A 23,881-nucleotide genomic window follows, 5' to 3' on the forward strand; every position below is an offset into this window, starting at 1 on the left:
AATACAAATCTCTCTCCTGAATAAAATCTCCGATTACGTTGATATTCCCAATAATTACCATTATTTTTTACATATTTTACACAAATTCTGTCGAATCTCGTCAAATAATTTTATATTTTTTTGCACAAAAATATGGAAAAATTAAAAAAATAATTGTATAATATATGCATATAAAAGGAAAGTGAGGGTTCACCATGAAACAAAACAATATGTTAGCAATGATTTTGGCCGGTGGCCGGGGAAGTCGTCTGCATGATCTTACCAATAAAGTGGCAAAACCTGCAGTTTCATACGGCGGTAAATATCGTATCGTCGATTTCCCTCTCAGCAACTGCGCCAACAGTGGAATTGATGTTGTAGGCGTACTTACCCAGTATGAATCTGTCCTCCTGAACAGCTATGTTGCAGCCGGACGCCGCTGGGGTCTTGATACCAAAGACAGCGGAGTATATGTACTCCCGCCGCGTGAAAAAGCAGATGCGAATCTGGACGTTTACCGCGGAACCGCAGATGCGATTTCCCAGAATATCGATTTCATTGACAACTATGACCCGGAATATCTCCTCGTTCTTTCCGGTGACCATATTTACAAAATGAATTATGCAAAGATGCTGGAATACCACAAAGAACACAATGCTGACGCTACCATCGCAGTTATTGGCGTTCCTATGAAAGAAGCAAGCCGTTTCGGTATCATGAACACCGATGAAACAGGCCGTATCGTGGAATTCGAAGAAAAACCGGCTCAGCCGAAGAGTAATCTGGCTTCCATGGGTATTTATATTTTCAACTGGAAACTTCTCCGCAAACTGCTTCTGGCAGATATGAAGAATCCGGATTCCAACCATGACTTTGGTAAAGACATCATCCCGACCCTTCTGAACGACGGCAAGACCCTTGTTGCATGGCAGTTCGAAGGCTACTGGAAAGATGTAGGAACCATCGATTCCTTATGGGAAGCAAACATGGACCTTCTTGATGGAAAAAATGAACTGGATCTCCATGACAATACCTGGAAAATTTATACAGAAGATGTTACCGCTCTTCCGCAGTACATCGGACCGGATGCATCCATTGATCGTGCATTCATCACACAGGGATGCCACATTGAAGGCGATGTTAAGAGTTCCGTTCTCTTTACAGGCGCAACCGTAGGTGCCGGTGCCAAAGTCATCGATACCGTTCTTATGCCTGGTTCCGTGGTAGAAGAGGGTGCCGTTGTTACGCGCGCTCTGGTTGCTGATGGTGTCAAAATCGGCAAGGGTGCAGTGGTAGGAAGCGCAGACAGCGAAAACATCCTGCTTGTTGCCAAAAATGTGAAGGGGGTAGAATAACATGAGTAGAGCATTTGGTATCGTAACTTCATCCGCAAACCATATTAAAGTCGAAGGAATGCAGGATTACCGTCCGATCGGTGCTTTTTCCTTCCTTGGAAGATATCGCGTTATCGACTTCCCGATTTCCAACATGAGCAACAGCGGCATTGACCGTATTCAGGTTTATACAAGACGTAATCCCCGTTCTCTGGCAGAACATCTGGGAACAGGACGTCATTACAACATCAACTCCAAACGCGGCAAGCTGCAGCTTCTTTTCTCTGAGAACAGCTCCGCAAATGATTTTTACAATACTGACATCAACGCATTCTGGGAAAATATCGAGATCATCGAAAGAATGCATCAGCCATATGTGGTAATCGCACCAAATTATATGGTTTATACCCAGAATTTTGAGACTCTTCTTCAGGCACATATTGATTCCGGCGCTGATATTACTCTGTTATATCACAAAGTAAACAACGCAAGAGAAGCATACCTGAACTGCGATGTTCTCAACCTGAACAAACAGAAGGGTGTAGAGTCCATTGAGAAAAACCGCGGCAACACAAAAGAGAGAAACATTTTCATGGACACTTATGTAATGTCCAAAGATCTCTTTATCAGCCTGATCAGAGAAGCGAAAAAATTATCCTCCATGTACACTCTGCCGCAGATCGTAAACATCAAAGCTTCTGAGCTCGATGTACGCGGCATTGCACATCGCGGATACTTTGCAACCATTACCGACTTCAAGAGCTATTTCGATGCCAACCTTGCACTGATCGATTACAAACAGGCAACAGATCTGTTCGATCCGGAATGGCCGATCTATACAAGAACTACAGATTCCTGCCCGACTCAGTATTTTGAGGGAGCATCTGTGAAAAATTCCGTAGTTTCCAACGGCTGCCTGATCGAAGGTACAGTTGAAAACTCCGTTATCGGCCGTGGCTGTGAAATCAAAAAAGGGGCTGTTGTCAAAAACAGCGTTATTCTCGCAAACTCTGTAATCGGAAAAGACGTACATATCGAAAATCAGGTAATTGATAAATGGGCACAGGTTATCCATGCCAAAGAAATCATCGCTGATCCGGAAAAACCGGGATATGTAAAACGTGACGATACCGTTTAAGCAAGAACCAAAATCTTTCCTGAAATAAAAAATCCCCTGCTGGCAGGCAGGGGGGTTTTTATTTCGATTTTTTATTTCACAGAAAAGCTTTCTTCCTGATCATAGAAATATGCGAGAGTACTCTTCTGTGTTTGTACTGGAATGTATTTGAAAATTCATCCTAAATTTGTATGATATTCAATCCTCCCATGGACGGATCCGGTAGGTAACGCCCAGTTCTTCACAAATCTGCGCACATTTTTTTTCTTCCTCTTCTGTCAGAGTTGTAGCTACCGTTGTCATAACCACATGGGGAACGTATTCTGTACATTTCTTTGCAAAATCAAGCATTGCCTGATAAGAAATCTCACCGAATTTCGGGCGTACCAGTTTCTGATATTCGTCTGCATCCGGAGTATTCAGACTGATGGATACGGTATCCACAAGACCTTTCAGAAGCGGTGCCACTTCCTTTTTGTTCACAAGATCTCCCAGTCCATTCGTATTGATTCTGACCGGTTTGTGATAGTTTTCTTTCACAAAGCGTGCTGTTTCCAGAAGATTATCCAGAGCCTCTGTCGGTTCTCCAAAGCCACAGAAAACCACCTCTTCATACTTGTCCATATCAAACTTTTCAAATTCTGCAAGCACCTCTTCCAGTGACGGAGTATGTTCCAGCCACAGAGATCCTGAATTTTCCATATGATCTCTGGTCTGGCGAAGACAGAAGGTGCATGCGCAGGGACATTTGTTGGTTAAATTTACATACAGATTATGATGAACCTCATATAAAATCGTATTCATAAACTTGTCTGTTCCTTTCTGATTAAATTTCTCTCTTGGAATTTTGGTTTCTATTGATATGATTCCTATTGATACGATTCCTGTTGCTTACCGTTCAGACGCTTTTTATTGATATTCCCATTTCTGAACTTTTCTTATCTATTATCTTTTCTTTCTTTTATATCTTGTCTTTCATATTGTCTTTCTTTTGAATCCTTCCGGCATCCGTTTTCACTTCAATGTCGCCAGAAGTTCCTCAAAACAAACCCCATCTGTCAGAGGCAGATCCATTTCAATGGATTTCATAATACATTTCTTCACAAATCGGGATGCTTTGCGTACAGACTCCTGAAAATCCACACCATTTACCGCATCAGCCGCAATAATGGCAGCAAACACATCGCCGGTACCGGAACGGGACGTTCCTACTTTGTGCGTGCGGAGGAATTTGGGTTCCCTGTCTTTCTCATAACAGAGGTTTGCAATAAACTCACCCTGCGGAATTCCGGTAATGACGATTTTGCCCGGACCTTTCTCTGCAAGCTTCTGCGCAAGTGTAATAATTTCCGCCTGTTTCCATTTGTCCTCATGATAAGGTGTGTCTGTAAGAATACAGGCTTCTGTCAGATTCGGAGTGATAATGTCTGCATGAGTCACCAGTTTCTTCATCTCCGTACACATTTCCGGTGTGTATGTAGGATATGTTTTGCCATAATCACCCATAACCGGGTCGATCACAACCACATTATCCTCTGTCCCAAAATCCTTCAGAAAACGAAGTACGATCTGAATCTGTTCTTTGGAACCGAGAAAGCCGGTACTGATTCCGCTGAAGGACAGGCCCAGTTTTTTCCATTCGTCAATATATGGCTGCATACGGTCTGTATAATCCTCGAAGAAAAAGCTCTCAAATCCGGTATGATTGGAAAATATTGAAGTAGGTACCGGACAGCACTGAATCTTCATAACAGAAATAATAGGAATAGCCACTGCCAGTGAGCAGCGGCCAAATCCGGACATATCATTAATAACTGCAATTTTTTTCTGATGATTATGATTGGGCAGCATTTACAAAATCCTTTCTTTCAAAACAACAGGTACTTTTGCTTTTTCCAGTGCAAAGCCAATCGCGTAAAAAATCACCATTCCCAGAACACCTTCCAGAGTCAGTCCCGGAATTTGGGTAGCGCCTGTATAAATACTTCCATACAAAATGGATCCCCCGATAAAGTATCCAAAAATCATAACCGCAATTCCGGCAAGACTTCCAAGAAATGTATGGACAGAAGTCATTCTCATGGTTCTTCCTTTGCCGCTGATGATCCAGCCGATCACAAATCCCATAATCCCTTTAATAATCAGAGTCGGCAGCACCCACTGGGTATAACCGGTCAGAAGATCTGCCAGTGCGGAACCGATCCCTCCTGCAAGAAGCCCTGATACCGGGCCGAACATTTCCCCGGCCAGCAGGATACAGGTATTTCCAAGATGCATATAGCCCAACGGGATAGGAATCTGAATGACCATCGTAGATACACATACCAGCGCGATCAGCAGAGCGTTCACTGTGATAAATATTACCTTGTTTTCTTTCATAATGCAATCTCCTCTTTTTCTGCTTTGATTTTTCTTATCATATATCACAACTGGTCATTTATAAATATCCAATTACCATTATATTTAAAGGGACAGTTTTTTCGCTTATGACTCCACACACGATTTTCATCCCGGAATTGCCGGAAGTCTGTGTCTCAAAAATATCATAAAAATGGCTCCATATCACATATCCTCAGATATATCATATGAAGCCATATTCTTTCATGCTATTTCCAAACACCGGTTACCTGTTATTCACTGTCCCGCCATTCATCGCCCGGTCAATATTCCGCGCAATCTTCGCGGCAACTGACGCAAGAACTTTCACCTCTTCCTCAGTCACTCCCTCAAAAACAATGCGGCTCATTTCGTTCCAGACTCCCGTAATATCCCTGCTTACCTGTTCCGCCTTTTGTGTGAGGCACAGATGCACACATCTGCGGTCGTTTTCATCCGGAATAAAGGTAAGAAGCTCCATCTTCTGCAGCCGGTCGACCGACTGAGAGATATGGCCCTTGGTAATTTTCGTATCATTTTTGATATCCTTGGACGTGTTCCGTTCTCCGCATCCGGACAGATAATAAAGGATTTCCACATCCACCTTTCTCAGGCCATACTGTTCCCGGATCTGTGAGATCCGGTCTTCCATAAGCTGCTTGAACTGTGATCCGTGCAGTAAATTGTCTATTTGTCTTTCCATGTTTTTCCCCTCAGTTTGGACGGTTTTTCCGTTCAGTTTTAAACAAATATACCACCGGGGGCAGAATTTTGCAACTGATTTTCCTGATTTTCTTATTCTTTATGCCATGCCCAGAAGCAGACCAATGATATGTACGACCCACGCACAGATCCAGGCAACCACGCACTGTCCGACTGCAACACCAATCGCCCATTTTCCGCCAAGTTCTCTTTTCACAGAAGCAATAGCTGCAACACAGGGTGTATACAGAAGGCAGAATACCAGAAGCGATGCAGCTGTCAGCGGGGTCAGAACAGCCGCCAGTTCTGCCATGCTTCCAAAAAGAATCGTCAGTGTAGAAACTACACTCTCCTTTGCCATGAATCCTGTGATCAGTGCCGTGGAAACCCTCCAGTCTCCAAATCCAAGAGGCTTGAAAATCGGAGCAAGTACACCGGACAACACTGCCAGAATACTGTCTTTGGAATCTGTAACCATACTCAGATGCAGGCTGAAGGTCTGCAAAAACCAGATGATAATGGTCGCCGCAAAAATAACGGTAAATGCTCTCTGCAGGAAATCCTTGGCTTTTTCCCACAAAAGCTGAGCCACATTTTTAAGACCAGGCATACGGTAATTCGGCAGTTCCATCACGAATGGCACAGCCTCACCTTTGAACATGGTACTCTTAAATATCAGTGCAACAAGAATTCCTATCACAATCCCAAGTACATACAGTCCAATCATCACCAGCCCGCCATATTTCGGAAAAAATGCCGCGGTAAAGAATGCGTAAATCGGAAGCTTTGCGGAGCAACTCATAAATGGTGTCAGAAGAATTGTCATCTTACGGTCACGCGCCGACGGCAGCGTCCGGCTTGCCATAACACCGGGAACCGTACATCCGAATCCGATCAGCATAGGTACGATGCTTCGTCCGGAAAGCCCGATCTTACGTAGAAGTTTATCCATTACAAAAGCCACTCTGGCCATATATCCGGTATCTTCCAGCAGTGACAGGAAGAAAAACAACGTCACAATGATCGGCAGGAAACTCAGCACACTTCCCACACCATTGAAAATTCCATCGATTACAAGCGAGTGAATGGCACTGTTCACATTCCAGGAGGTCATCGTGGCATCCACAATTTCTGTCAGCCACCCGATTCCCATTTCCAGAATTCCCTGCAGCCACGCACCGATCACATTAAATGTCAGCCAGAATACCAGTCCCATAATCCCGATAAATACAGGAATCGCTGTATATTTTCCGGTCAGAACCTTATCGATTTTGCGGCTTCTGGCATGTTCTTTACTCTCTTTCGGCTTCACTACCGTAGCATCAACCAGTTTCTGGATAAAATCAAAACGCATATCTGCAATTGCGGCAGCCCTGTCAAGTCCGCGTTCTTCTTCCATCTGGCAGATGATGTGTTCCATCATTTGCTGCTCGTTTTCCGAAAGCTTCAGACGTTCCAGAATGACCCGATCTCCTTCTACAAGCTTTGTCGCCGCAAAACGCACCGGAATTCCGGCAGCTACCGCATGATCCTCAATCAGATGCATAATCCCATGGAGACACCGGTGCACGGAACCATCATGCTCATCTTTATCACAGAAATCCGTTCTGCCGGGACGTTCCTGATATTTTGCAACATGGAGTGCATGGCGGATCAGCTCATCAACTCCTTCATTCCTGGCTGCAGAAATGGGAACCACCGGAATGCCAAGCATTTCCTCCATCTCATTAATGCGAATGGAACCGCCGTTTCCACGCACCTCATCCATCATATTCAAAGCCAGTACCATCGGAACATCCAGTTCCATCAGCTGCATGGTCAGATAAAGATTACGTTCAATATTTGTAGCATCTACGATATTGATAATACCCTTAGGTTTTTCATCAATAATAAACCGCCGGGTCACAATCTCTTCACAGCTGTACGGGGACATGGAATAAATCCCCGGAAGGTCTGTAATCTCTGTATTGTCATTTCCCTTAATCACACCGCTTTTTCTGTCTACGGTCACACCCGGAAAATTTCCCACATGCTGATTGGATCCCGTCAGCTGATTAAACAGTGTTGTCTTGCCGCAGTTCTGATTGCCTGCCAGGGCAAAGGTCAGAAGTTCCCCTTCCGGCAGAGGGTTTTCGTCCGCTTTTACATGATATTTGCCGCCCTCACCAAGACCGGGATGTTCTGCCTTATGCATTTCGCCGCTTTCCTCAAGTCCCCAGTCTTTTTCCTTTGCGGCAGAAACAGGTCTGATCTGTATTTTTTCCGCATCTGCCAGACGCAGAGTCAGTTCATACCCATGAATACGAAGTTCCATCGGGTCTCCCATAGGTGCAAATTTCACAAGTGTCACTTCCGCACCGGGAATCACTCCCATATCCAGAAAATGCTGACGCAGCGCACCTTCGCCGCCCACAGCAGTCACCACAGCCGTTTTTCCAATATCCAGTTGTTTCAGATTCATGGCTGTTCCTCCTTATCACAACCTCAGTTTTATCTTTTTGATAATTTTTTCATCAAAGTTAGTATAAGCTTACTTAATATAGATGTCAAGATATCCCAGGCAAAAAAAGTTTGTCTCGTTTTACTTTTTATTGGTCTGTTTAACAATCTAAATATGTGATACCGTTATTACAAAATTACTATTGATTTTTCTGAAAAAATCTGTTTAACTAATGGTGAATAAAATTCTAAAATATAAAGACTGGAGCAAGCCATATGAGTACTGAAGTAATGAAACCGATCAAAGAAGGTAAAGTCCGTGAAATTTATGACAACGGAGACAGCCTGATCATGGTTGCAACAGACCGCATCAGCTGTTTTGATGTCATCCTGAAAAACATCGTAACCAAAAAGGGAACTGTACTTACTCAGATGTCCAAATTCTGGTTTGATCTGACACAGGATATTCTTCCCAACCATATGATTTCCGTAGATGTAAAAGACATGCCGGAGTTCTTCCAGCAGCCTCAGTTCGACGGCAACAGCATGATGTGCAAGAAACTGGAAATGCTTCCGATCGAGTGTATTGTCCGCGGTTATATTACAGGAAGCGGCTGGGCAAGTTATCAGAAAGACGGCACTGTATGCGGCATCACCCTTCCGGAAGGTCTGAAGGAATCCGACAAGCTGCCTGAGCCGATCTATACACCGTCCACTAAAGCAGAAATTGGTGATCATGATGAAAATATTTCCTTTGAACAGAGTATTGCTCATCTGGAAAAATATTTCCCCGGCAAAGGTGAAGAGTATGCAACCAAGCTTCGTGACTGCACGATCGCTCTGTACAAGAAATGTGCAGATTATGCATTAAGCCGCGGCATTATTATTGCGGATACCAAGTTCGAATTCGGTCTGGATGAAAACGGAAATATTGTGATCGGAGATGAAATGCTGACACCGGACAGCTCCCGTTTCTGGCCGGCTGAAGGCTATGAACCAGGTCACGGTCAGCCTTCCTTTGACAAACAGTTTGCCCGCGACTGGCTCAAAGCAAATCCGGACAATGACTGGACTCTTCCTGAGGAAATCGTGGAGAAGACGATTGACAAATACCTCCAGGCATACGAAATGCTGACTGGTAAGGCGCTGTAAGACTGCAGAATTTTCCCAGATTTCCGCAGCATGATAACAAATGACTAAAATAACAAAACGGCTTTTACACTAAAGCGTAAAAGCCGTTTTGTTATTTTCTTCTATTTTCACACTGCATCAAAGCCGTTTCATCCAGTCACAGGCCAGCTGCATCCAGGACTGGCATTCTTCCTGCAGGCCATATCCATTTTCGCAGCTTGTTTCCTCATTGGCCAGTCCAAGTCCATGACCTCCTACCGGATAAATGTGCATTTCCACCGGAATATCCAATGCGTGAAGAGCCTGGAAAAACAGCAGAGAATTTTCTACAGGTACCACATCGTCCGGTGCGGTATGCCACAGAAATGTCTTCGGTGTATCTTTGGTAACGCAGAGTTCCAGAGACATGCTTTTTCTTTTTTCCTCGTCATTGTATTCCTCACCGAGAAGATTCTGGAAAGAACCCACATGAGCTTTTTCTCCGGAAGAAATCACCGGATAACTCAAAATCATCCCATTCGGGCGCAGCATTTCAGACTTCGTATTCAGACGTTCTGCAAGAAATGGTTTCTTCCAGAAGACACCCATGCTGGCTGCGAGATGTCCTCCTGCGGAAGAACCCTGAACCACTATTTTCTCTGTATCAATATGATATTTCTCCGCATTTTCGCGAAGGAACAAAATCGTCTGTGCCAGCTGAAGGAGTGCTTCCGGATATCGTGCCGGTGCCACACTGTAGCGAAGAACCACTGCATGAAATCCTCTGGCCAGAAACTGAACCGCAATTGCTTCTGCCTCTCTGTCTGAAGTCATTTCATATCCGCCGCCCGGACAGATCACAATTACCGGACGTTTTCTGTGAGGATGCATTTCCACAGAATTATCCAGAAAATACGTATACAAATCTGCTTTCCACTCAGAACCCGGCACCTGAATCTGTAATTTTTCGTGTACCATAACCTGTTATACCTCCCTGTAATTTTCCAGCAAACAGATGATTATTCAGTAAAATCGATACAAGTACATTTTTTAATGTACTATATAACGGACTGGTATCTGTATCGTTATGAACAAAAGTCTGTATACTTATTCTTTTTTAATCTGCCTTTAAAATCATTTCCAGCACTCGTCCTGCGCATCTCTCCAGGTCTGCTCTGGTAATCAGGCCTTTTTCCAGTGCCATCATGACGCGTTCCGGATAACCGGTTCCCATTTTGATATCATTTCCGGCTTTCAGTTCTTTATAATGCTCGCCCTTGGTCCACCAGTCGGTTGTAACCACACCCTGGAAGCCCCATTCTCCGCGGAGAATGTCTTCCAGAAGGTCTTTATTCTCGGAAGCACGGCAGCCATTGATCATATTATAGGAACTCATCAGAACCCATGGCTGGGATTTTTTCACGATGATTTCAAATGCTTTCAGGTAAATCTCGCGGAGCGCACGCTCAGATACACGGGAATCACTGTCTTTGCGGTTGGTTTCTTTGTTATTGCAGGCAAAATGTTTCACAGTAGCTCCGATTTTCTGTGACTGGATACCGGTTACCATAGCTGCTGCCATTTCTCCGGCCAGGAACGGGTCTTCGGAATAATACTCGAAGTTTCTTCCGCACAGAGGGCTTCTGTGAATGTTTACTGCAGGAGTCAGCCAGATGGAAATATTGTTTTCTTTGACTTCTTTTGCTGCGGCACATCCTACTTTTTCCACAATCTCACGGTTCCAGGTGCATGCCAGCATGGTAGAGCATGGCCATGCCGTCGTACAAACGCCGCACTCCGGCTTAATACGAAGACCCGCAGGACCATCTGCGGTCATCAGATTCGGCACGCCATATTCCGGAAGATTTCCAAAGCCAAACGTATTTGCCACCCCGACATTCGGCTGACCTCCCAGAAGCTCTGCCAGATCCCGGTCTGACATCTGTTCCATAAATTCTGCAAGTGTATGTCTGCCTTCTGCGACATCGATCAGTTTTATTTCGGCACCGTATGTATCCGGCCACAGATAATATCCGTTGATCTGACGGACAGAAGGAGCAAGACCTTCGGTTTCCTCTTTGCTCCAGCCGAGGCCGTTTTCCATATGGTCATTCGGTGTGCGTGCCGGAAGTTCCTCAAAGCTTCCATCAGCAAGCATACGATGTCTAAGAAGGGACGGTGCACCTTTTTCGGTAAGCTGCTCTGTAACGATATCCTCTTTTGCCTCCCAGACAAATGCCAGCTCTTCCGTATCTCTTACAGAATTTCCCACGAAGAAGCGATAGGTGCCTTTTTCCAGAACATAAGCGGATTTTGCCACTTTGCCCAGATCATCATAGGAAGCCATGGATGCAGCCGGGAAAGTCAGTGTCAGAACCTGTACTTCGCCCGGTTTCAGTTCTCTTGTTTTTTCAAAAGCAGCCAGTACTCTTGCCGGCTTGCCCAGAAGTCCCTGCGGAGCAGAATAGTAAACCTGGACAACTTCTTTTCCGGAAAAATCTCCGGTATTTTCCACCTGGACACCAATGGAAATCAGGCCGTCTTTTTCTCCTGCCCAGAGTGTCTCTATCTGAAAATCCGTATAGGAAAGTCCGAAGCCAAACGGATAATTTACTTTGTTTTTCGCAGCCTCGATCGTCTCAAAATAACGGTATCCCACATAAATATCTTCCGTATAATCCACATAATCCGGTGATTCATGGAAATTATAAGTAGACGGATAATCATCCAGACCGGATGCAAAGGTATCGGAAAGTTTACCGGAAGGGCTGACTTCTCCCAGAAGCACATCAGCTGTAGCAAGTCCGCCTTCCATACCGCCCTGCCATGCCATCAGAACAGAGGAAATTCTGTCATTATGAACAAACCAGGTGCTGTCCACCATACCGCCCACATTCAGGACAACGATTACTTTTGCGAAATTTTCGCTGACAGTATCTACCATTTTCTGCTCACATGCAGTCAGGTAATAATCGCTGTTTTCAAAAATACGATTGCTTTTCTCTACCATCTCAACGTCACTGGAAGACTGTCCTTCATAGGTTAAACTCTTTCTGTCCCAGCCTTCTCCGGAAAAACGGCTGATTACGATAATCGCTGTATCGGTAAACTGCTTCGCACCTTCCAGAAGTTCTGCCGGAATTTCCGGTTCTACGGTCATCCCCGGAACGGCTCCCTCACTGTACTGTTTTTCCACATTTTCTCTGTAGAAATCCACCAGCGGGGTAAACAGCTTCGGTGCATCTTCTCTCATGGTCAGTCCATCGTATAAATTCCGCACATGAGAAACGGTTACATCGCCGCTTCCGCCGCCGCCTTTTACATAATCAAATACACCTTTGCCGAAAAGTGCAAGGCTGGTTCCCTTCTTCACAGGAAGAACCCGGTTCTCATTTTTCAGGAGTACCATTCCCTCATGTCCGGCTTCCCGTGCCAGAGCAAGATGCTCCGGTGATGCTGTCACCTTTCTCTGATTTTCTCCTTCTCCCAATGGAAGATTCGGCTGATAAATTGATCTTGTCCACTTCTTCATTTTGTATGCCCTCCAATGTAAATTTATCGCGTCAAAAACGATTCACAAATATTTGGCTGCTGTTATCATATCATATTTGAGCGCAGATACCTAGAGTTATTATTATCCGGATTTTATCCGATATTGATATTATGTATTGACATGCAGAAAGCCGGCTGAAACTCCCAGCCGGCTTTCCTGCATTTTATTTTTTGTTTACTGCCTGTCCGATAAAGTAACATACAGCAGCTACCACCATACCATTGATGGAAGCAATGCCCCAGTTTACCAGATTTGCAACCACTGCGCCCAGTACTACGCCCAGTACGGCAAACCAGTCTACAACCTTCGTATTTTTGACTCCATCCACATAATCTTCCTTGTGCATAAAATAGCCAAAAACCAGAATAATTCCAACCGGCGGAAGTGTACAGTTGAGGATATTCAGCCAGTTACAGAAGTTGTAATAAAGCCATACAGAAGCAACCGTACCTACAACACCGGAAATCAAAACCATCGGTTTTTTCTTCTGGTGAAAAATGTTTGCCAAACCAAGACCTGCAGAATAAAGTGCATTGTCGTTGGTCGTCCAGATATTCAGGCCCAGTACCAGAACTGCCAGATAAAACAGGTTCAAATTGATCATAACTTCGAAGATATCATTTCCCCCTACAAAAATGGAAGAAACAGCTCCGAAGAAAAACATCAGGGAGTTTCCGATAAAAAATGCCACTACTGTAGTCACTGCACCAACCGTTCCGTTTTTCGCAAAACGGGTAAAATTCGGAGTAGCTGAACCGCCGGATACAAAAGAACCTACAACCAGTCCTGCGCCTCCGATAACAGTCAGAGAACCGCTGGATTTCGCAAACTGTTCAACAATCGTTCCGTCTCCTCTCTTTACAGCCAGAACCATGGCCGCTGTTCCAAGAACCGCAACCAACGGCACTGCAATATAACTGATGATCGTCAGTGACTTAATACCGAAATATGCAGATGCCGTCATGCAGATTCCGGCGATAATTACCAGTACCCACTCTGCGGTGGTGCTTCCTCCCAGAAGTTCATTGGCTACAGGAATCGCAAACATGGCGATGCCGACTCCGAACCATCCGATCTGTGTCAGGCTGATCATTGCAGACGGAAGATAAGAACCCTTTGTTCCGAAAGCTTTCTGTGCCAGAAGATCAAGACTGAGACCGGTTTTTCCACCGACATATCCCAGAAGTCCGGTATACAGTCCAAGAATCACGCCGCCAAGAATCAGCGCACCGATAAATCCGCCAAAATCCAGCCCGTCTGCCAGCTCCTGACCAACCCACATACTCGCCGAGAAAAATGTGAATCCCAGCATGATCATAAACATCGTCACAATACTTCTTCTGCTTTCCTTTGGCACCGCACACTCTGCATAATCTGCATCCGTTACGGCCGCCTTGTTTTGTGTCTCACTCATTTCCTTTTCCCCTTTTCTGTTTAGATAATATATTTCCGAAGCGCGGTCTTGAATTCCTGAATTCTCTGCTCACAGATTTCCCGGAGAGTCACTTCCTTCATACTCTCGATATATCCCTGCTCCTGTTTGTACAGCCATCTGGTCTGTACTTCCGGCAATTTCTCATAATGATTACATTTCAGCCAGTCTTCATAACTGATCGGTGTCGGATATCCCAGTTTTTCATCCAGAAGTTCCTTCATGTCGATCTGATCAGCACGCGCAAGGATTCCTTCCCAGAACTCCAGCACTTCTTTCACATGCTCATGAATTTCATATCTTCTGGCACCTCCGTCGTAAATAATACATTTTTCAAAAAGCGGATCACGCATGGACAGTGTCTGTCTGCGGAATTCAGGTGCAATAATACCGTTTTTCCAATAGAAATCCACATCCGGAAGATTAATTCCGGACACACCCTTATCCTGATAGGTGCTGAAAATCCCTTCATAATAAACAGTGATAAAACCTTCAAACTCCGGCCAGAATTCCCGGATTTCTCCAGTCAGACGCTCCAGTACTTCAATACCTGTCGTTCCCCCAATGGTAAAAATGATAATATTACGAAGTTTCGCGCCATTGCTGCGGTAAAAATCCGTCACATAACGCAAGCAATGAATCAGGGTCTCACCGGATGCAATAATATCTCCAATCAGAAGTGTACTGTCCGGCACCATGGTCAGCTTGCTGTATTTGATCTCCAATCCGGCAATTTCGTCATGGTCAAAAACTCTCTCACTGGACAGAAAACTGATATCATGTACCCGGATATGCTCCCGATAACAGCTCTCCTCCAGGGGATAATTCAGAGCACCTCGTAAAATAGACAGAATATTGGCAGTTGTCACTTTCTTCTGTTCCTTGAAATAATACATCATCTGTGCAGTTGCCGGAATCAGGCAGTGATATACTTCGTATCCCACAACTTCCGGTGTATTCAGAAGCTTCCGTGTTTCTGCCTCTGATACGACATAATATTCATTCTGATAATCCCCGCCCTCCAGGCGATAACAGTCCACACCCTGCTCGGAAAACTCCGGTACCAGGTACACCTCATTCCATTTCTCCATCTTTTTTCCCTCTCTTTGTGATTCATGTTCTTTTACCGTGTTCTCTGCGCCATCAAAAATGTCTGTCTACAGACAAAAATCGACATTCGCAAACAAAAAAAGAAGCCGGTCTCTCCAAAGGAAAGACCGACCGTCTCATTTACTGACTCTGCCTGTATTTCTCTGAAAAAAGGACATCATCTGTTATTGTTTCGCAAATCATATTTATACAAAATAATAAGATGAACTGCCCCTGTTGTCAAGGATTTTATCTGTAATTTTCGCTGGATTTTGTCAGCAGCTTTTACAGGATTATACAATGAATTTCTCAATTCCTCTGTGTGTACGAAATGCCGAAAAACCTGTCAGATGTCTATAGCTTTTACACTGAGATATTTCGGGTCCACATAATCTGTCAGCCATACGTCATTATCCGACAGATAAAACACCACACCATCCTCCGCCATTTGTCCTGCCTCTAACTGGAGAATCACCGGCATTCCCAGTTCTTTTCTTTTTCCTCTTCCTGCCACACTGCGTGCAGTCGATACATCTGCGGACAAATGCACTTTCTGCCTGCTCATAGGTTTGAGTCCTTCTTTCAAAATCGATGACAGGTATGCAGAGACTGTTCCGTGATACAGAATTTCCGGCGGAGTTTCCATACGATAATCCATCTCCAGCCAGGGAATGGAATGTCCCTGACGACACCGGAGCATCAGCACATCTCCCTCCCATTTCAATCCATAACGCTGTTTATTGTCCGTCCGTACCAGTTCCATAAGCACCGGAAGATTAAGAAAATACTTTCCCCCATATACCTGATTAAATTTTTCGATAAATTCTTCTGCACTGACCCAGGCCTGCTTATCCATAGCCACACCGATGGCTTCCGGATCATGCCGCAGTACCCCGCACATTCTGCTGCTCATCCGTGTTCCCTGTCTTTTCAGCATTTTCCGGTCCTCATCCGTCAGATTGTATAATGCGCCTGTTTCTTCAATGATTTTTGTGTTATCCAGCATATTTGTTCTCTCCTCTTTATATACGATATACGCAATTTAAAATAATTTATCCTGCCAGCACATTGAAATATACACCAGAGCGTGTTTGAATAGCATCTCCGTCATGTACGCTCCCCTCTTTGCTGTATATTGATCCCGCACTCGCTCAACCTCATCCTTATTGTCCCCCATATATCATCCGGTTTCCGCAAGATCGCATGTACGAATGCTCAGTTTTTTATATTTCATCCATTTTCGCACAAATTCCTGTGCCTTGCGATCAAGATGTCTGTTAGCAAAAGCTTTTGCCTGTATCAATTCATTTCTTCTGCTCACTTCAATCGTTCCAAACGATTTTTCCGGTTCATCTTTTTTTCGCAGAAAGACAATCCGTGTACTTCCTTTGCATACTGCATTGATATAAGTCCGCACACAATTATGCATCTGCTGTGATTCCAGAACCAGATCTCTGCTGTCTTTTGGCAGTATGATAACATATTCATCTTTCTCAAAAAAGTGTTTATCGGCATCTTCCTGGTCCGTCGCAAGCCTCTGGTATTCTTTCATCTGAAGCTTCTGGATAAACTGTTTCTGCATCATTTCATCTTTTTTATCTCTGAACAATCCCATAATCAGGTTGTGCGCATCATATACGTCATCAGGGGTCAGGCCGTCTGTGTACATATGCATCTGTCCGCACATATCCAGATAATCTCTGTAAAAACTGTAATTCAGATTCTGCTTTTCTCTCAGGTAGCGGAGAATTTTGAGAATCTCTCTGCTGCCCAGTTCTGAAATTCCTGTAATCCGGCACTCTCCTTCCTCACTGTAAAGATTACTGTCCAGATAAAATCGAATCATTTCTTCCGTAAAGTAATCAAAATCCACAAATGCCGGATTATGTTTCCGTAATCTTCTCAAAACTTCCAGAACCTGCGGTTCCATCATATCCTCGTCAAGCTTCCTCAAAAAAGATACCGGCAGACCGAATGCCTCCTTCAGATTTTTATAAACAAGCGGATCCTTCTCAAATACCGGAAGACGCCCCATATTGGCTACAACATTTAAAAGTCCGGCCTTTACTGCCTGTTCCACAAGTACATGATAATTTCCCGAAAGCAAAAGTATCAGAATATTTCCATTCCTGTTTTCTTCCATAAATGGACGAATCTGAAATTCCGGATATCTGTCTGCAAATATCATCAGCTTCTTCCGATCTTCCTCTCTGTACCATACATCGGTCTGGAAAATTTCATACAGTTCTGCCGGTTCCTGCGTATACACATAATCCCTGGAAAACAGAAATCCCCTTACGCCAAGAGGAGTTTCTTCCAGCACTTTTAAGATACAGGTATGTTCTTCATCCTTCAGATAATACAGTGAAATTTCCACCGGATAACGGTACTTCCGCCGGACATCGGGCATCCTGTAATCTTCAATCCTGTATCTGTCATTAACAAAATCATTTCCAAATCTCCTGCAGATACCGGTTTCTGCAATCACCCTTTTGCTCAGTGACTGCTCCTGAAGCAGTCCAAGAATTTTGTCTGCTGTTTTCTTCGGCAGAATCTTCCGGTACGTGTATCCTTTGGTTCGATAAATATGAACAAACATCTGGAGACTATGGATATCGATTACCGCGGGAAACACACCGTGAATGATCGATCTGTCTGATTCCCGGTGTATTTTTACCACTTTTTCTGCCCGGATCAGCGCCAGCCACGTATCAAGAGGAATATCTGTCTTCCGGCATGTTACCTCAATTTCTTTTGTATCACTGGCAAAAACAGCCTGAAAAACCACAGACCATCCTCCTCCGGAAAACTTATCCCGAAAGCCACGGATCGGTATCAGTTCCGGTTTACAGATAGAAAAAACAAGAGAATTCTCATCTTTATGAAGCCGGTATCCGTAACTATCCATCCTGACAGGATGAAAATTATCATTTTTTGCAAAACCACACTTCTCACCATGCAGTTTATAATTATAAGAATCCTGCATTACACGCTTTCCGCATTTTGAACAAAAACATCCCGGCACTTTGTCTGATATAATAAAAAAATTCCTGTCCATGGTACTCCTCCGTCTTCTGTACATCGGTTCATAAATCGCTCTATCAGGTACAATCATTGTAAATAGTGATATCCGTATATCGACTCACAAATAATTTGTTACTATCCACTCTATCCTCGGTAACGCAAATTTCTTCCGTGTCTCATACAGTTTACCATTGGTAACAGAAATTATTTTAATCTTTCAAACATATCCATTACTTTTTATATTACAGGAAAATGCAACGCACTTTTCTATAATATGAAAAAACTCCCGGTTTTTCTTTCGGGAGTTTCTTCAAACATATTTAGGAAAACTCAAGAGTTTATTCATTTTTCAGAAAATCCTGCAGATATACCTCCACCGATCGTGTCATTTCCCGGGAAAAATCCGACTGATATTTCCGGTTACAGAATGCCTGCATCCACTCTTCATAAGTTTTCACGCCCTTTTTGACCTGGAACATTTCTTCCAGTTCCTGCGCATCCATCTGGCGATATGTATTCTCATGGACAATGTGTTTCATGGAAACACGCTCCGGTTTTTTCCTCCGTTTCTGCTGCTCAGTTGGATATCCGAACACCAGCATCACGGCCGGGAACACATACTCCGGAAGCCCCAGAATCTCCCGCTGCTGCTCGCAGTTCTCCATAATATCTCCAATATAACAGGAACCGATTCCCAGACTTTCTGCAGCTGTCACGGCATTCTGCGCAGCGATTGCCGTATCTGTCACTGCCAGCATCAGATCACCCGCACCCGGCAGCCTCGGCTCACACCCGCAGGCAGAAAAAGCATCATACCACTTCCTGCAGTCTGCGCAAAATACAAGAACCATTTTCGCAGAAGCAATAAACGGCTGATGATCACAGGTTTCTGACAGGCGTTCCTTTTTGCTCTGATCTGTGATATCCAGAATCGTATAAAGCTGCTGATTTCCTGCCGTTGGCGCCATTACAGCAGCCTGAAGAATCGCCGCTTTATCCTCTGCTGAAATTTCTCTTTCTTCAAAAACTCTTACTGATTTTCTGTCATTTAACTGCTGTAAAACTTCGTTCATTCTGACTCTCCTTTATAGATTTTCTTCTCTGCGGAATCGGTTTCTTTATACGTCTCCTGTCGTTTTTTTTACAGTATAAAGATTATAAAGTGCTGTAACATAACGGAGCTCATCATCAGTCACCGGAACGTCAAAATATTCGCTTGCTTTCATGGCCGGATCCCGCATTCCGAACTGCATCCAGGTACCGATTTTGTTATGGCTGATATACAGATCTTCCTCTGTCAGTCTCTGCTTTAGTTCTTCTCTGGTAAAGACTCTTCCCATCGTCTCACGCACATGATTTTCAAGCACCCGGTATCCATATTCGCTGTCGTCAATCTCCACAATATCATCCAGCAGCACCTGAAGCCGATCATATCTTTCATTCACATGATAATGTCCTGCAAACCATGCGGTATATGCAGTCATCTCTTGAATATTCTGCAAAACTGCACAGATATTGAGGTACTTTTTTTCATAATTTCCCATGATACGCGGACTCACACCATGAAATCCCATTCTCATATTATACTTCAGAGGGACATCATGAGTAATCAGATAATCGACTCTGAACTCATGCGCTGCAAGCTGATCCAGCGCATGATCATACTCACTCTGCACCGGAAGCTCTTCCATAAACCAGTCATAATCTTTCGTACGAGATTCTCTGTCATGGCTGAATGCACCGCCAAAAAAGAAATATGTTCTTCCATCCAGTTCCATAATTTCTCCGCGCTTGATATGATAAAGAGAATCCGAGATTTTGTGAGCTTTTGCTCCATAAAAATCCACCTCTTCATACTCCTCAAACAGCGGAAATCCTTCATGATTGCCATCGCAATATACTGTTGTAAAAGGCCGGCTGCTAATCCACTGAATCTTTCTCCTGTCAGCCGCTGCTCCTGCCCAGACCAACCCGGCATCCCCACAGATCATTACAATATCTTCTTTCGTAAGTGTATTTCCTTCAGGAAAATTATCCGAATTCAATTTGTCAATATCATGCCATCCATGAGTATCTCCGGTAATAAATACTCTGTGCTTTTTCATATGTTTCCTGCTCCCTTCTAACTGGCAAATCCTTATCACTTTTTATCTGGTAAATCACCTTTTATCTGGCAAATTACCTTCTGATTAGTCTCATTCTGTGCATTACCATCATACTCTTATGTGATCTTTATTTTTTAATTTTCCGGATTATTTCGTTAGTGGTGTTGGTGCCTGTCTCTCTAAGGTGTTGGTGCCTGTCTCTCTAAAACTCGGTTTCTTAATTATTTATTCTACTTTCATTAAGTTTCCGCTCTGTTTTGGCTGGCAGGCACCAATGTTTGTGATTTTCAAAATGCTTTCTCGCATTTTGCCCTCCTCAAAGATGAAATTGTCGTTAATTCTTCGTGCAAAGTATTGTGTTTTTCGTGCAGATAGAATATACTATAGCTACCAGCACGAAAGGAGATGGTTATATGGCTGGCTCTACCACAAATATCAGTATCCGCATGGATTCGGATTTGAAAGCACAGGCCGATGCCCTCTTTGGAGAACTCGGCATGAACCTTTCTACGGCGTTCAATATCTTTGTCCGCCAGTCGCTCCGCGAGGGCAGGATTCCGTTTGAGATTTCCCTGAATCAGCCCAACAAGGAAACGATTGCCGCCATGTTGGAAGCGGAAAGGATTGCGAAAGACCCGTCCGTGAAAGGGTACACCGACCTGGATGAGCTGTTCGCAGACCTAAAAACATGAGAAAAACAAAATACACGGTCAAGCCCACGACACAATTCAAAAAAGATTACAAACTGGCGCTGAAGCGCGGGCTGAAAATCAAATTGTTAGAGGATGTGGTTTCAGCCCTTGCAATGGGCGAACCGCTCCCGGATAAGAACAAGGACCATGCCCTGACTGGGAATTGGATTGGACACCGCGAGTGCCATATCCAGCCGGATTGGTTATTGGTCTACCGCATTGAAGACGATGTGCTGGTGCTGACGTTAGCTCGCACCGGAACGCACAGCGACCTGTTCGGCAAATAGCATACTGGCAGCCGTATGGAAGAAATTTCTGTACGGCGGTCTTTACGGTAAGGCCATTGGTGCCTGTCTCTCTAAAAATCGGTTTCTTAATTATTTATTCTATTTTCATTAAGTTTCCGCTTTGTTTTGACTGACAGGCACCAATATCGCTGCTGCTTCGTGGGATATCCGAACACCAGCATCACAGCCGGAAAAACATATTCCGGAAGGCACAGGATTTCCCTTTGCTGCTCACAGTTCTCCATAATATCCCCGATATAACAGGAGCCGATTCCCAGACTCCAGGCTGCAGCAACCGCATTCTGGGCTGCAATCGCGGTATCCGTTACTGCCAGCATCAGATCTCCTGCTCCGGGAGTACGGGGTTCGCATCCGCAGGCCTTAAATGCTTCATACCACTTCCGGCAGTCTGCACAAAATACCAGGACCATCTTTGCAGCTGCAATAAACGGCTGATGATCGCAGGTTTCTGCCAGCCGCTCTTTTTTCTCCGGATCTGTAATATCAAGGATCGTGTACAGCTGCTGATTTCCCGCAGTAGGTGCCATTACTGCAGCCCGAAGAATTGCGTCCCTATCCCCTGCAGAAATCTCTCTGTCCTCAAAAACCCTTACGGATTTTCTGTCATACAATTGCTGTAAAACTTCATTCATATTGATGCTCCTTCATTCTTCTGCTATTTGTTTCATACGTAAGCGTATTTCCAACAGGAAAATTATCTGTATTCAGTTTATCAATATCATGCCCTCCGTGAACATCACCGGTAACAAATCCTCCGCGGTTTTGCTTTTTTAATTGCGCTGTCATTTATAACGGATATTTTTCTTCGCGTTCCGATTCATTTTCCTGTTTGATACACAGCAATGGAGGCAGCCGGAAAAGGCACTCTTCATGATCATTGATGATCTTTCCTTATCACTGATTCACAATATCCAGAATTCCATCAAACGCATCTTCCAGCGCATCCAGTACATCTGTGAGGACATCCATGGTCTCTTCATCTGCATCTTCACTTTCATACTCATCCACGATTTCCACAAATTCATGCTTCAGTTCCTCCAGATACTCCAGAATCTCTTCCAGCTTATCTTCTTTATCCGCAAACGGAGAAATATTAATTAGTTCTGACATTTGTTTTCCTCCCTGATACCATACTGTATTTCTGCATATGAGACTGAAGCCGGAAGATGTTTTGCCCCGGCTCCATCTATATAATAGCACGCTGTCAGCAGGAAAACCATTCCAATTTTCAGTTCTAATGTTTCATATAAAAAAGACTTTCGTTCAGTTTCTGTCACCAAACAAAAGTCCTTTTCTGTTCATATTCTGTTTGCTATATAATCGCCAGTGCTTTAGCAGCAATAATCATTAAAACACCCATCAGCCAGAGATATTTAAAAGAAAATTTTACATTCTCATTCATCGAAATTCCAGCCAGTCCTACCGTCATGTAAGGAACAGGACCGACAAACGAAACACTGGCCGCCATACTGCTGGTAATAATTATTGAACAGGCAGCCTGCATCATACCCCCGCCATAATACGTGCTGATCGTACCAAGCAGTGGTGCTAACACACTGTAACAGCAATCGCTTCCAATCAACATAGAAACCGGCACACCAATCAGACCATAAATAAAAGTAACCAGATGCCCCTTTCCTTTAGGAATCAGGTTCATCAAAGACCTTGCAATCGCATCAATGGCACCCGTGCCCTGCATAATTCCAAGCATAACACCAATTGCCAGTATCGTCAGGACCAACGGATATGCCGTTTTACTGAATTTTTTGATTACTTCATCCTGTTCTTTAATCGTAGGATAGTTTACCACAAGAATCACGCCCAAACCTACCATAAATCCAACCGTGGTTGTAACCATCCCCCTGAGAAGCAAAGCTATTAGGGCAAACGTAAAACACACATCAAAAAGTGCTGTTTTCTTTGACACTTTCAGTTCCACCGGTTTAGACATTTCAGAGCGCATTTTTTCAAATTCGCCATTTGCAATACCTGCCCCCCGCCTCTTTTCCAGTATACCAATCAATGCGGTTACCATAATCCCAAAGAAAAACGTCACGCCCTGTACAGGCAGCAGATTCTTCCATATCTCCTGTGCATCCAGACCTGTTCCGGCAGACACACGAAGCATAGCAGAACACCACGGGAGCATATTCATAACACCTGCACCCATTGCACATTCACACACAAGTACTTCCCTGCGTATCTTCATACAATCATACAACGGAAGCATCATTGGTATTGTAATCAACATTGTCATTGCACCAGAACCATCCATCTGAATCACCGTTGCCATGACATAAGTAATCAACAACAATATAAAAATGTTATTTCCCATATGTCTTACAAGAAACCTTGCTAATACATTAAAAATGCCGATTTCTCCAAGAATACTAAAATATAAGATTGAAAAAGCAAACAGTATTGCTGTGTTTAATACAGAATTAATTCCTGATGCAACAAAATCACAAATATTACTCAGCGAAAAGCCGCAGACCAGTGCTCCTGCCACAGGAACCAAAATAAATATTGGGGGAAGTGATGCTTTCTCTTTTATCAGAAGAAAGACAATCAAAGCAATCATTCCGTATCCGACAACCGTCAAAAGCATCCTTTTATCCCTC

At 44.0% G+C, this 23,881-nt stretch carries 20 protein-coding genes and 1 pseudogene; 5 read left to right on the forward strand and 16 right to left on the reverse strand.

Annotation, left to right across the window (positions count from 1 at the left end; genetic code table 11):
• The first annotated feature begins 194 nt into the window (after positions 1-194).
• Both ACTNEW_RS11635 and glgD read left to right on the forward strand, forming a co-directional pair.
• On the forward strand, positions 195-1,334 hold the full coding sequence (locus ACTNEW_RS11635) for a glucose-1-phosphate adenylyltransferase (RefSeq protein WP_441061090.1): 1,140 nt from the start codon (positions 195-197) through the stop codon (positions 1,332-1,334).
• Between the two features lies 1 nt (position 1,335).
• On the forward strand, positions 1,336-2,451 hold the full coding sequence (gene glgD / locus ACTNEW_RS11640) for a glucose-1-phosphate adenylyltransferase subunit GlgD (RefSeq protein ID WP_441061092.1): 1,116 nt from the start codon (positions 1,336-1,338) through the stop codon (positions 2,449-2,451).
• A 177-nt stretch (positions 2,452-2,628) separates the two neighbouring features.
• Here the strand turns inward: glgD and ACTNEW_RS11645 are convergent, their stop codons facing one another.
• From ACTNEW_RS11645 to feoB, 5 genes are all read right to left on the reverse strand, one after another.
• A complete protein-coding gene (locus tag ACTNEW_RS11645) occupies positions 2,629-3,234 on the reverse strand; it encodes a TIGR04100 family radical SAM protein (RefSeq protein WP_441061095.1) in 606 nt (201 codons plus the stop codon).
• Between the two features lie 210 nt (positions 3,235-3,444).
• Entirely contained in the window at positions 3,445-4,281 is an 837-nt protein-coding gene (locus ACTNEW_RS11650; RefSeq protein ID WP_441061097.1) for a pyridoxamine kinase, read from the reverse strand.
• A complete protein-coding gene (locus ACTNEW_RS11655; protein ID WP_441061100.1) occupies positions 4,282-4,809 on the reverse strand; it encodes an ECF transporter S component in 528 nt (175 codons plus the stop codon).
• A gap of 244 nt (positions 4,810-5,053) precedes the next feature.
• A complete protein-coding gene (locus tag ACTNEW_RS11660) occupies positions 5,054-5,509 on the reverse strand; it encodes a MarR family winged helix-turn-helix transcriptional regulator (RefSeq protein ID WP_441061102.1) in 456 nt (151 codons plus the stop codon).
• A 99-nt stretch (positions 5,510-5,608) separates the two neighbouring features.
• Positions 5,609-7,969, reverse strand: a complete 2,361-nt coding sequence (gene feoB / locus ACTNEW_RS11665; RefSeq protein ID WP_441061104.1) for a ferrous iron transport protein B — start codon at positions 7,967-7,969, stop codon at positions 5,609-5,611.
• 254 nt (positions 7,970-8,223) lie between these two features.
• Here feoB and ACTNEW_RS11670 point away from each other — a divergent pair, with 254 nt between their 5' ends.
• The gene (locus tag ACTNEW_RS11670) at positions 8,224-9,099 is read left to right on the forward strand and encodes a phosphoribosylaminoimidazolesuccinocarboxamide synthase (protein WP_441061107.1); all 876 of its coding nucleotides are present in this window, start codon (positions 8,224-8,226) and stop codon (positions 9,097-9,099) included.
• 117 nt (positions 9,100-9,216) lie between these two features.
• Here ACTNEW_RS11670 and ACTNEW_RS11675 read toward each other — a convergent pair whose 3' ends face one another.
• From ACTNEW_RS11675 to ACTNEW_RS11710, 8 genes are all read right to left on the reverse strand, one after another.
• Positions 9,217-10,035: an alpha/beta hydrolase gene (locus ACTNEW_RS11675; protein ID WP_441061110.1), complete on the reverse strand. Its 819-nt coding sequence runs from the start codon at positions 10,033-10,035 to the stop codon at positions 9,217-9,219.
• Positions 10,036-10,174: 139 nt separating this feature from the next.
• On the reverse strand, positions 10,175-12,589 hold the full coding sequence (locus ACTNEW_RS11680; RefSeq protein WP_441061112.1) for a glycoside hydrolase family 3 C-terminal domain-containing protein: 2,415 nt from the start codon (positions 12,587-12,589) through the stop codon (positions 10,175-10,177).
• A 184-nt stretch (positions 12,590-12,773) separates the two neighbouring features.
• Complete coding sequence (gene codB / locus ACTNEW_RS11685; protein WP_441061115.1) at positions 12,774-14,024, reverse strand: cytosine permease; 1,251 nt, start codon at positions 14,022-14,024, stop codon at positions 12,774-12,776.
• 20 nt (positions 14,025-14,044) lie between these two features.
• The gene (locus ACTNEW_RS11690) at positions 14,045-15,133 is read right to left on the reverse strand and encodes a hypothetical protein (protein WP_441061117.1); all 1,089 of its coding nucleotides are present in this window, start codon (positions 15,131-15,133) and stop codon (positions 14,045-14,047) included.
• 344 nt (positions 15,134-15,477) lie between these two features.
• On the reverse strand, positions 15,478-16,137 hold the full coding sequence (locus ACTNEW_RS11695) for an RNA 2'-phosphotransferase (protein WP_441061120.1): 660 nt from the start codon (positions 16,135-16,137) through the stop codon (positions 15,478-15,480).
• A 174-nt stretch (positions 16,138-16,311) separates the two neighbouring features.
• Positions 16,312-18,189 carry a PcfJ domain-containing protein gene (locus ACTNEW_RS11700; protein WP_441061122.1) on the reverse strand — a complete coding sequence of 626 codons (1,878 nt, stop codon included), beginning with the start codon at positions 18,187-18,189 and terminating at the stop codon, positions 16,312-16,314.
• 304 nt (positions 18,190-18,493) lie between these two features.
• Positions 18,494-19,228, reverse strand: a complete 735-nt coding sequence (locus ACTNEW_RS11705) for a nitroreductase family protein (RefSeq protein WP_441061125.1) — start codon at positions 19,226-19,228, stop codon at positions 18,494-18,496.
• 45 nt (positions 19,229-19,273) lie between these two features.
• Positions 19,274-20,260, reverse strand: coding sequence for a metallophosphoesterase (locus ACTNEW_RS11710; RefSeq protein WP_441061127.1), 987 nt, complete (start codon positions 20,258-20,260; stop codon positions 19,274-19,276).
• A 413-nt stretch (positions 20,261-20,673) separates the two neighbouring features.
• On the opposite strand from ACTNEW_RS11710, the gene ACTNEW_RS11715 reads away from it, so the two are divergent.
• Complete coding sequence (locus ACTNEW_RS11715; RefSeq protein ID WP_441061130.1) at positions 20,674-20,952, forward strand: type II toxin-antitoxin system RelB/DinJ family antitoxin; 279 nt, start codon at positions 20,674-20,676, stop codon at positions 20,950-20,952.
• Positions 20,949-21,239 (forward strand): type II toxin-antitoxin system YafQ family toxin, encoded by a 291-nt coding sequence (locus ACTNEW_RS11720; protein ID WP_441061133.1) that lies wholly within the window; start codon positions 20,949-20,951, stop codon positions 21,237-21,239. Before ACTNEW_RS11715 ends, ACTNEW_RS11720 begins: the two co-directional genes overlap by 4 nt.
• 146 nt (positions 21,240-21,385) lie before the next feature.
• On the opposite strand, the pseudogene ACTNEW_RS11725 reads toward ACTNEW_RS11720, so the two are convergent.
• From ACTNEW_RS11725 to ACTNEW_RS11735, 3 genes and pseudogenes are all read right to left on the reverse strand, one after another.
• Positions 21,386-21,892, reverse strand: a pseudogene (locus tag ACTNEW_RS11725) (nitroreductase family protein); the annotation flags it as partial.
• A 262-nt stretch (positions 21,893-22,154) separates the two neighbouring features.
• Positions 22,155-22,370 carry a hypothetical protein gene (locus ACTNEW_RS11730; protein ID WP_441061135.1) on the reverse strand — a complete coding sequence of 72 codons (216 nt, stop codon included), beginning with the start codon at positions 22,368-22,370 and terminating at the stop codon, positions 22,155-22,157.
• 202 nt (positions 22,371-22,572) lie between these two features.
• Complete coding sequence (locus tag ACTNEW_RS11735; RefSeq protein WP_441061138.1) at positions 22,573-23,868, reverse strand: SLC13 family permease; 1,296 nt, start codon at positions 23,866-23,868, stop codon at positions 22,573-22,575.
• Between the last annotated feature and the right edge of the window lie 13 nt (positions 23,869-23,881).

The organism is Blautia sp. HCP3S3_G3, from assembly GCF_052063365.1.
Classification (GTDB): domain Bacteria; phylum Bacillota; class Clostridia; order Lachnospirales; family Lachnospiraceae; genus Blautia_A.

Bases quoted from the DNA above. Each gene is read 5' to 3' on its own strand.
- ACTNEW_RS11635 (WP_441061090.1), top strand. From the start codon at position 195: ATGAAACAAAACAATATGTTAGCAATGATTTTGGCCGGTGGCCGGGGA.
- glgD (WP_441061092.1), top strand. From the start codon at position 1,336: ATGAGTAGAGCATTTGGTATCGTAACTTCATCCGCAAACCATATTAAA.
- ACTNEW_RS11645 (WP_441061095.1), bottom strand. From the start codon at position 3,234: ATGAATACGATTTTATATGAGGTTCATCATAATCTGTATGTAAATTTA.
- ACTNEW_RS11650 (WP_441061097.1), bottom strand. From the start codon at position 4,281: ATGCTGCCCAATCATAATCATCAGAAAAAAATTGCAGTTATTAATGAT.
- ACTNEW_RS11655 (WP_441061100.1), bottom strand. From the start codon at position 4,809: ATGAAAGAAAACAAGGTAATATTTATCACAGTGAACGCTCTGCTGATC.
- ACTNEW_RS11660 (WP_441061102.1), bottom strand. From the start codon at position 5,509: ATGGAAAGACAAATAGACAATTTACTGCACGGATCACAGTTCAAGCAG.
- feoB (WP_441061104.1), bottom strand. From the start codon at position 7,969: ATGAATCTGAAACAACTGGATATTGGAAAAACGGCTGTGGTGACTGCT.
- ACTNEW_RS11670 (WP_441061107.1), top strand. From the start codon at position 8,224: ATGAGTACTGAAGTAATGAAACCGATCAAAGAAGGTAAAGTCCGTGAA.
- ACTNEW_RS11675 (WP_441061110.1), bottom strand. From the start codon at position 10,035: ATGGTACACGAAAAATTACAGATTCAGGTGCCGGGTTCTGAGTGGAAA.
- ACTNEW_RS11680 (WP_441061112.1), bottom strand. From the start codon at position 12,589: ATGAAGAAGTGGACAAGATCAATTTATCAGCCGAATCTTCCATTGGGA.
- codB (WP_441061115.1), bottom strand. From the start codon at position 14,024: ATGAGTGAGACACAAAACAAGGCGGCCGTAACGGATGCAGATTATGCA.
- ACTNEW_RS11690 (WP_441061117.1), bottom strand. From the start codon at position 15,133: ATGGAGAAATGGAATGAGGTGTACCTGGTACCGGAGTTTTCCGAGCAG.
- ACTNEW_RS11695 (WP_441061120.1), bottom strand. From the start codon at position 16,137: ATGCTGGATAACACAAAAATCATTGAAGAAACAGGCGCATTATACAAT.
- ACTNEW_RS11700 (WP_441061122.1), bottom strand. From the start codon at position 18,189: ATGGACAGGAATTTTTTTATTATATCAGACAAAGTGCCGGGATGTTTT.
- ACTNEW_RS11705 (WP_441061125.1), bottom strand. From the start codon at position 19,228: ATGAACGAAGTTTTACAGCAGTTAAATGACAGAAAATCAGTAAGAGTT.
- ACTNEW_RS11710 (WP_441061127.1), bottom strand. From the start codon at position 20,260: ATGAAAAAGCACAGAGTATTTATTACCGGAGATACTCATGGATGGCAT.
- ACTNEW_RS11715 (WP_441061130.1), top strand. From the start codon at position 20,674: ATGGCTGGCTCTACCACAAATATCAGTATCCGCATGGATTCGGATTTG.
- ACTNEW_RS11720 (WP_441061133.1), top strand. From the start codon at position 20,949: ATGAGAAAAACAAAATACACGGTCAAGCCCACGACACAATTCAAAAAA.
- ACTNEW_RS11730 (WP_441061135.1), bottom strand. From the start codon at position 22,370: ATGTCAGAACTAATTAATATTTCTCCGTTTGCGGATAAAGAAGATAAG.
- ACTNEW_RS11735 (WP_441061138.1), bottom strand. From the start codon at position 23,868: ATGCTTTTGACGGTTGTCGGATACGGAATGATTGCTTTGATTGTCTTT.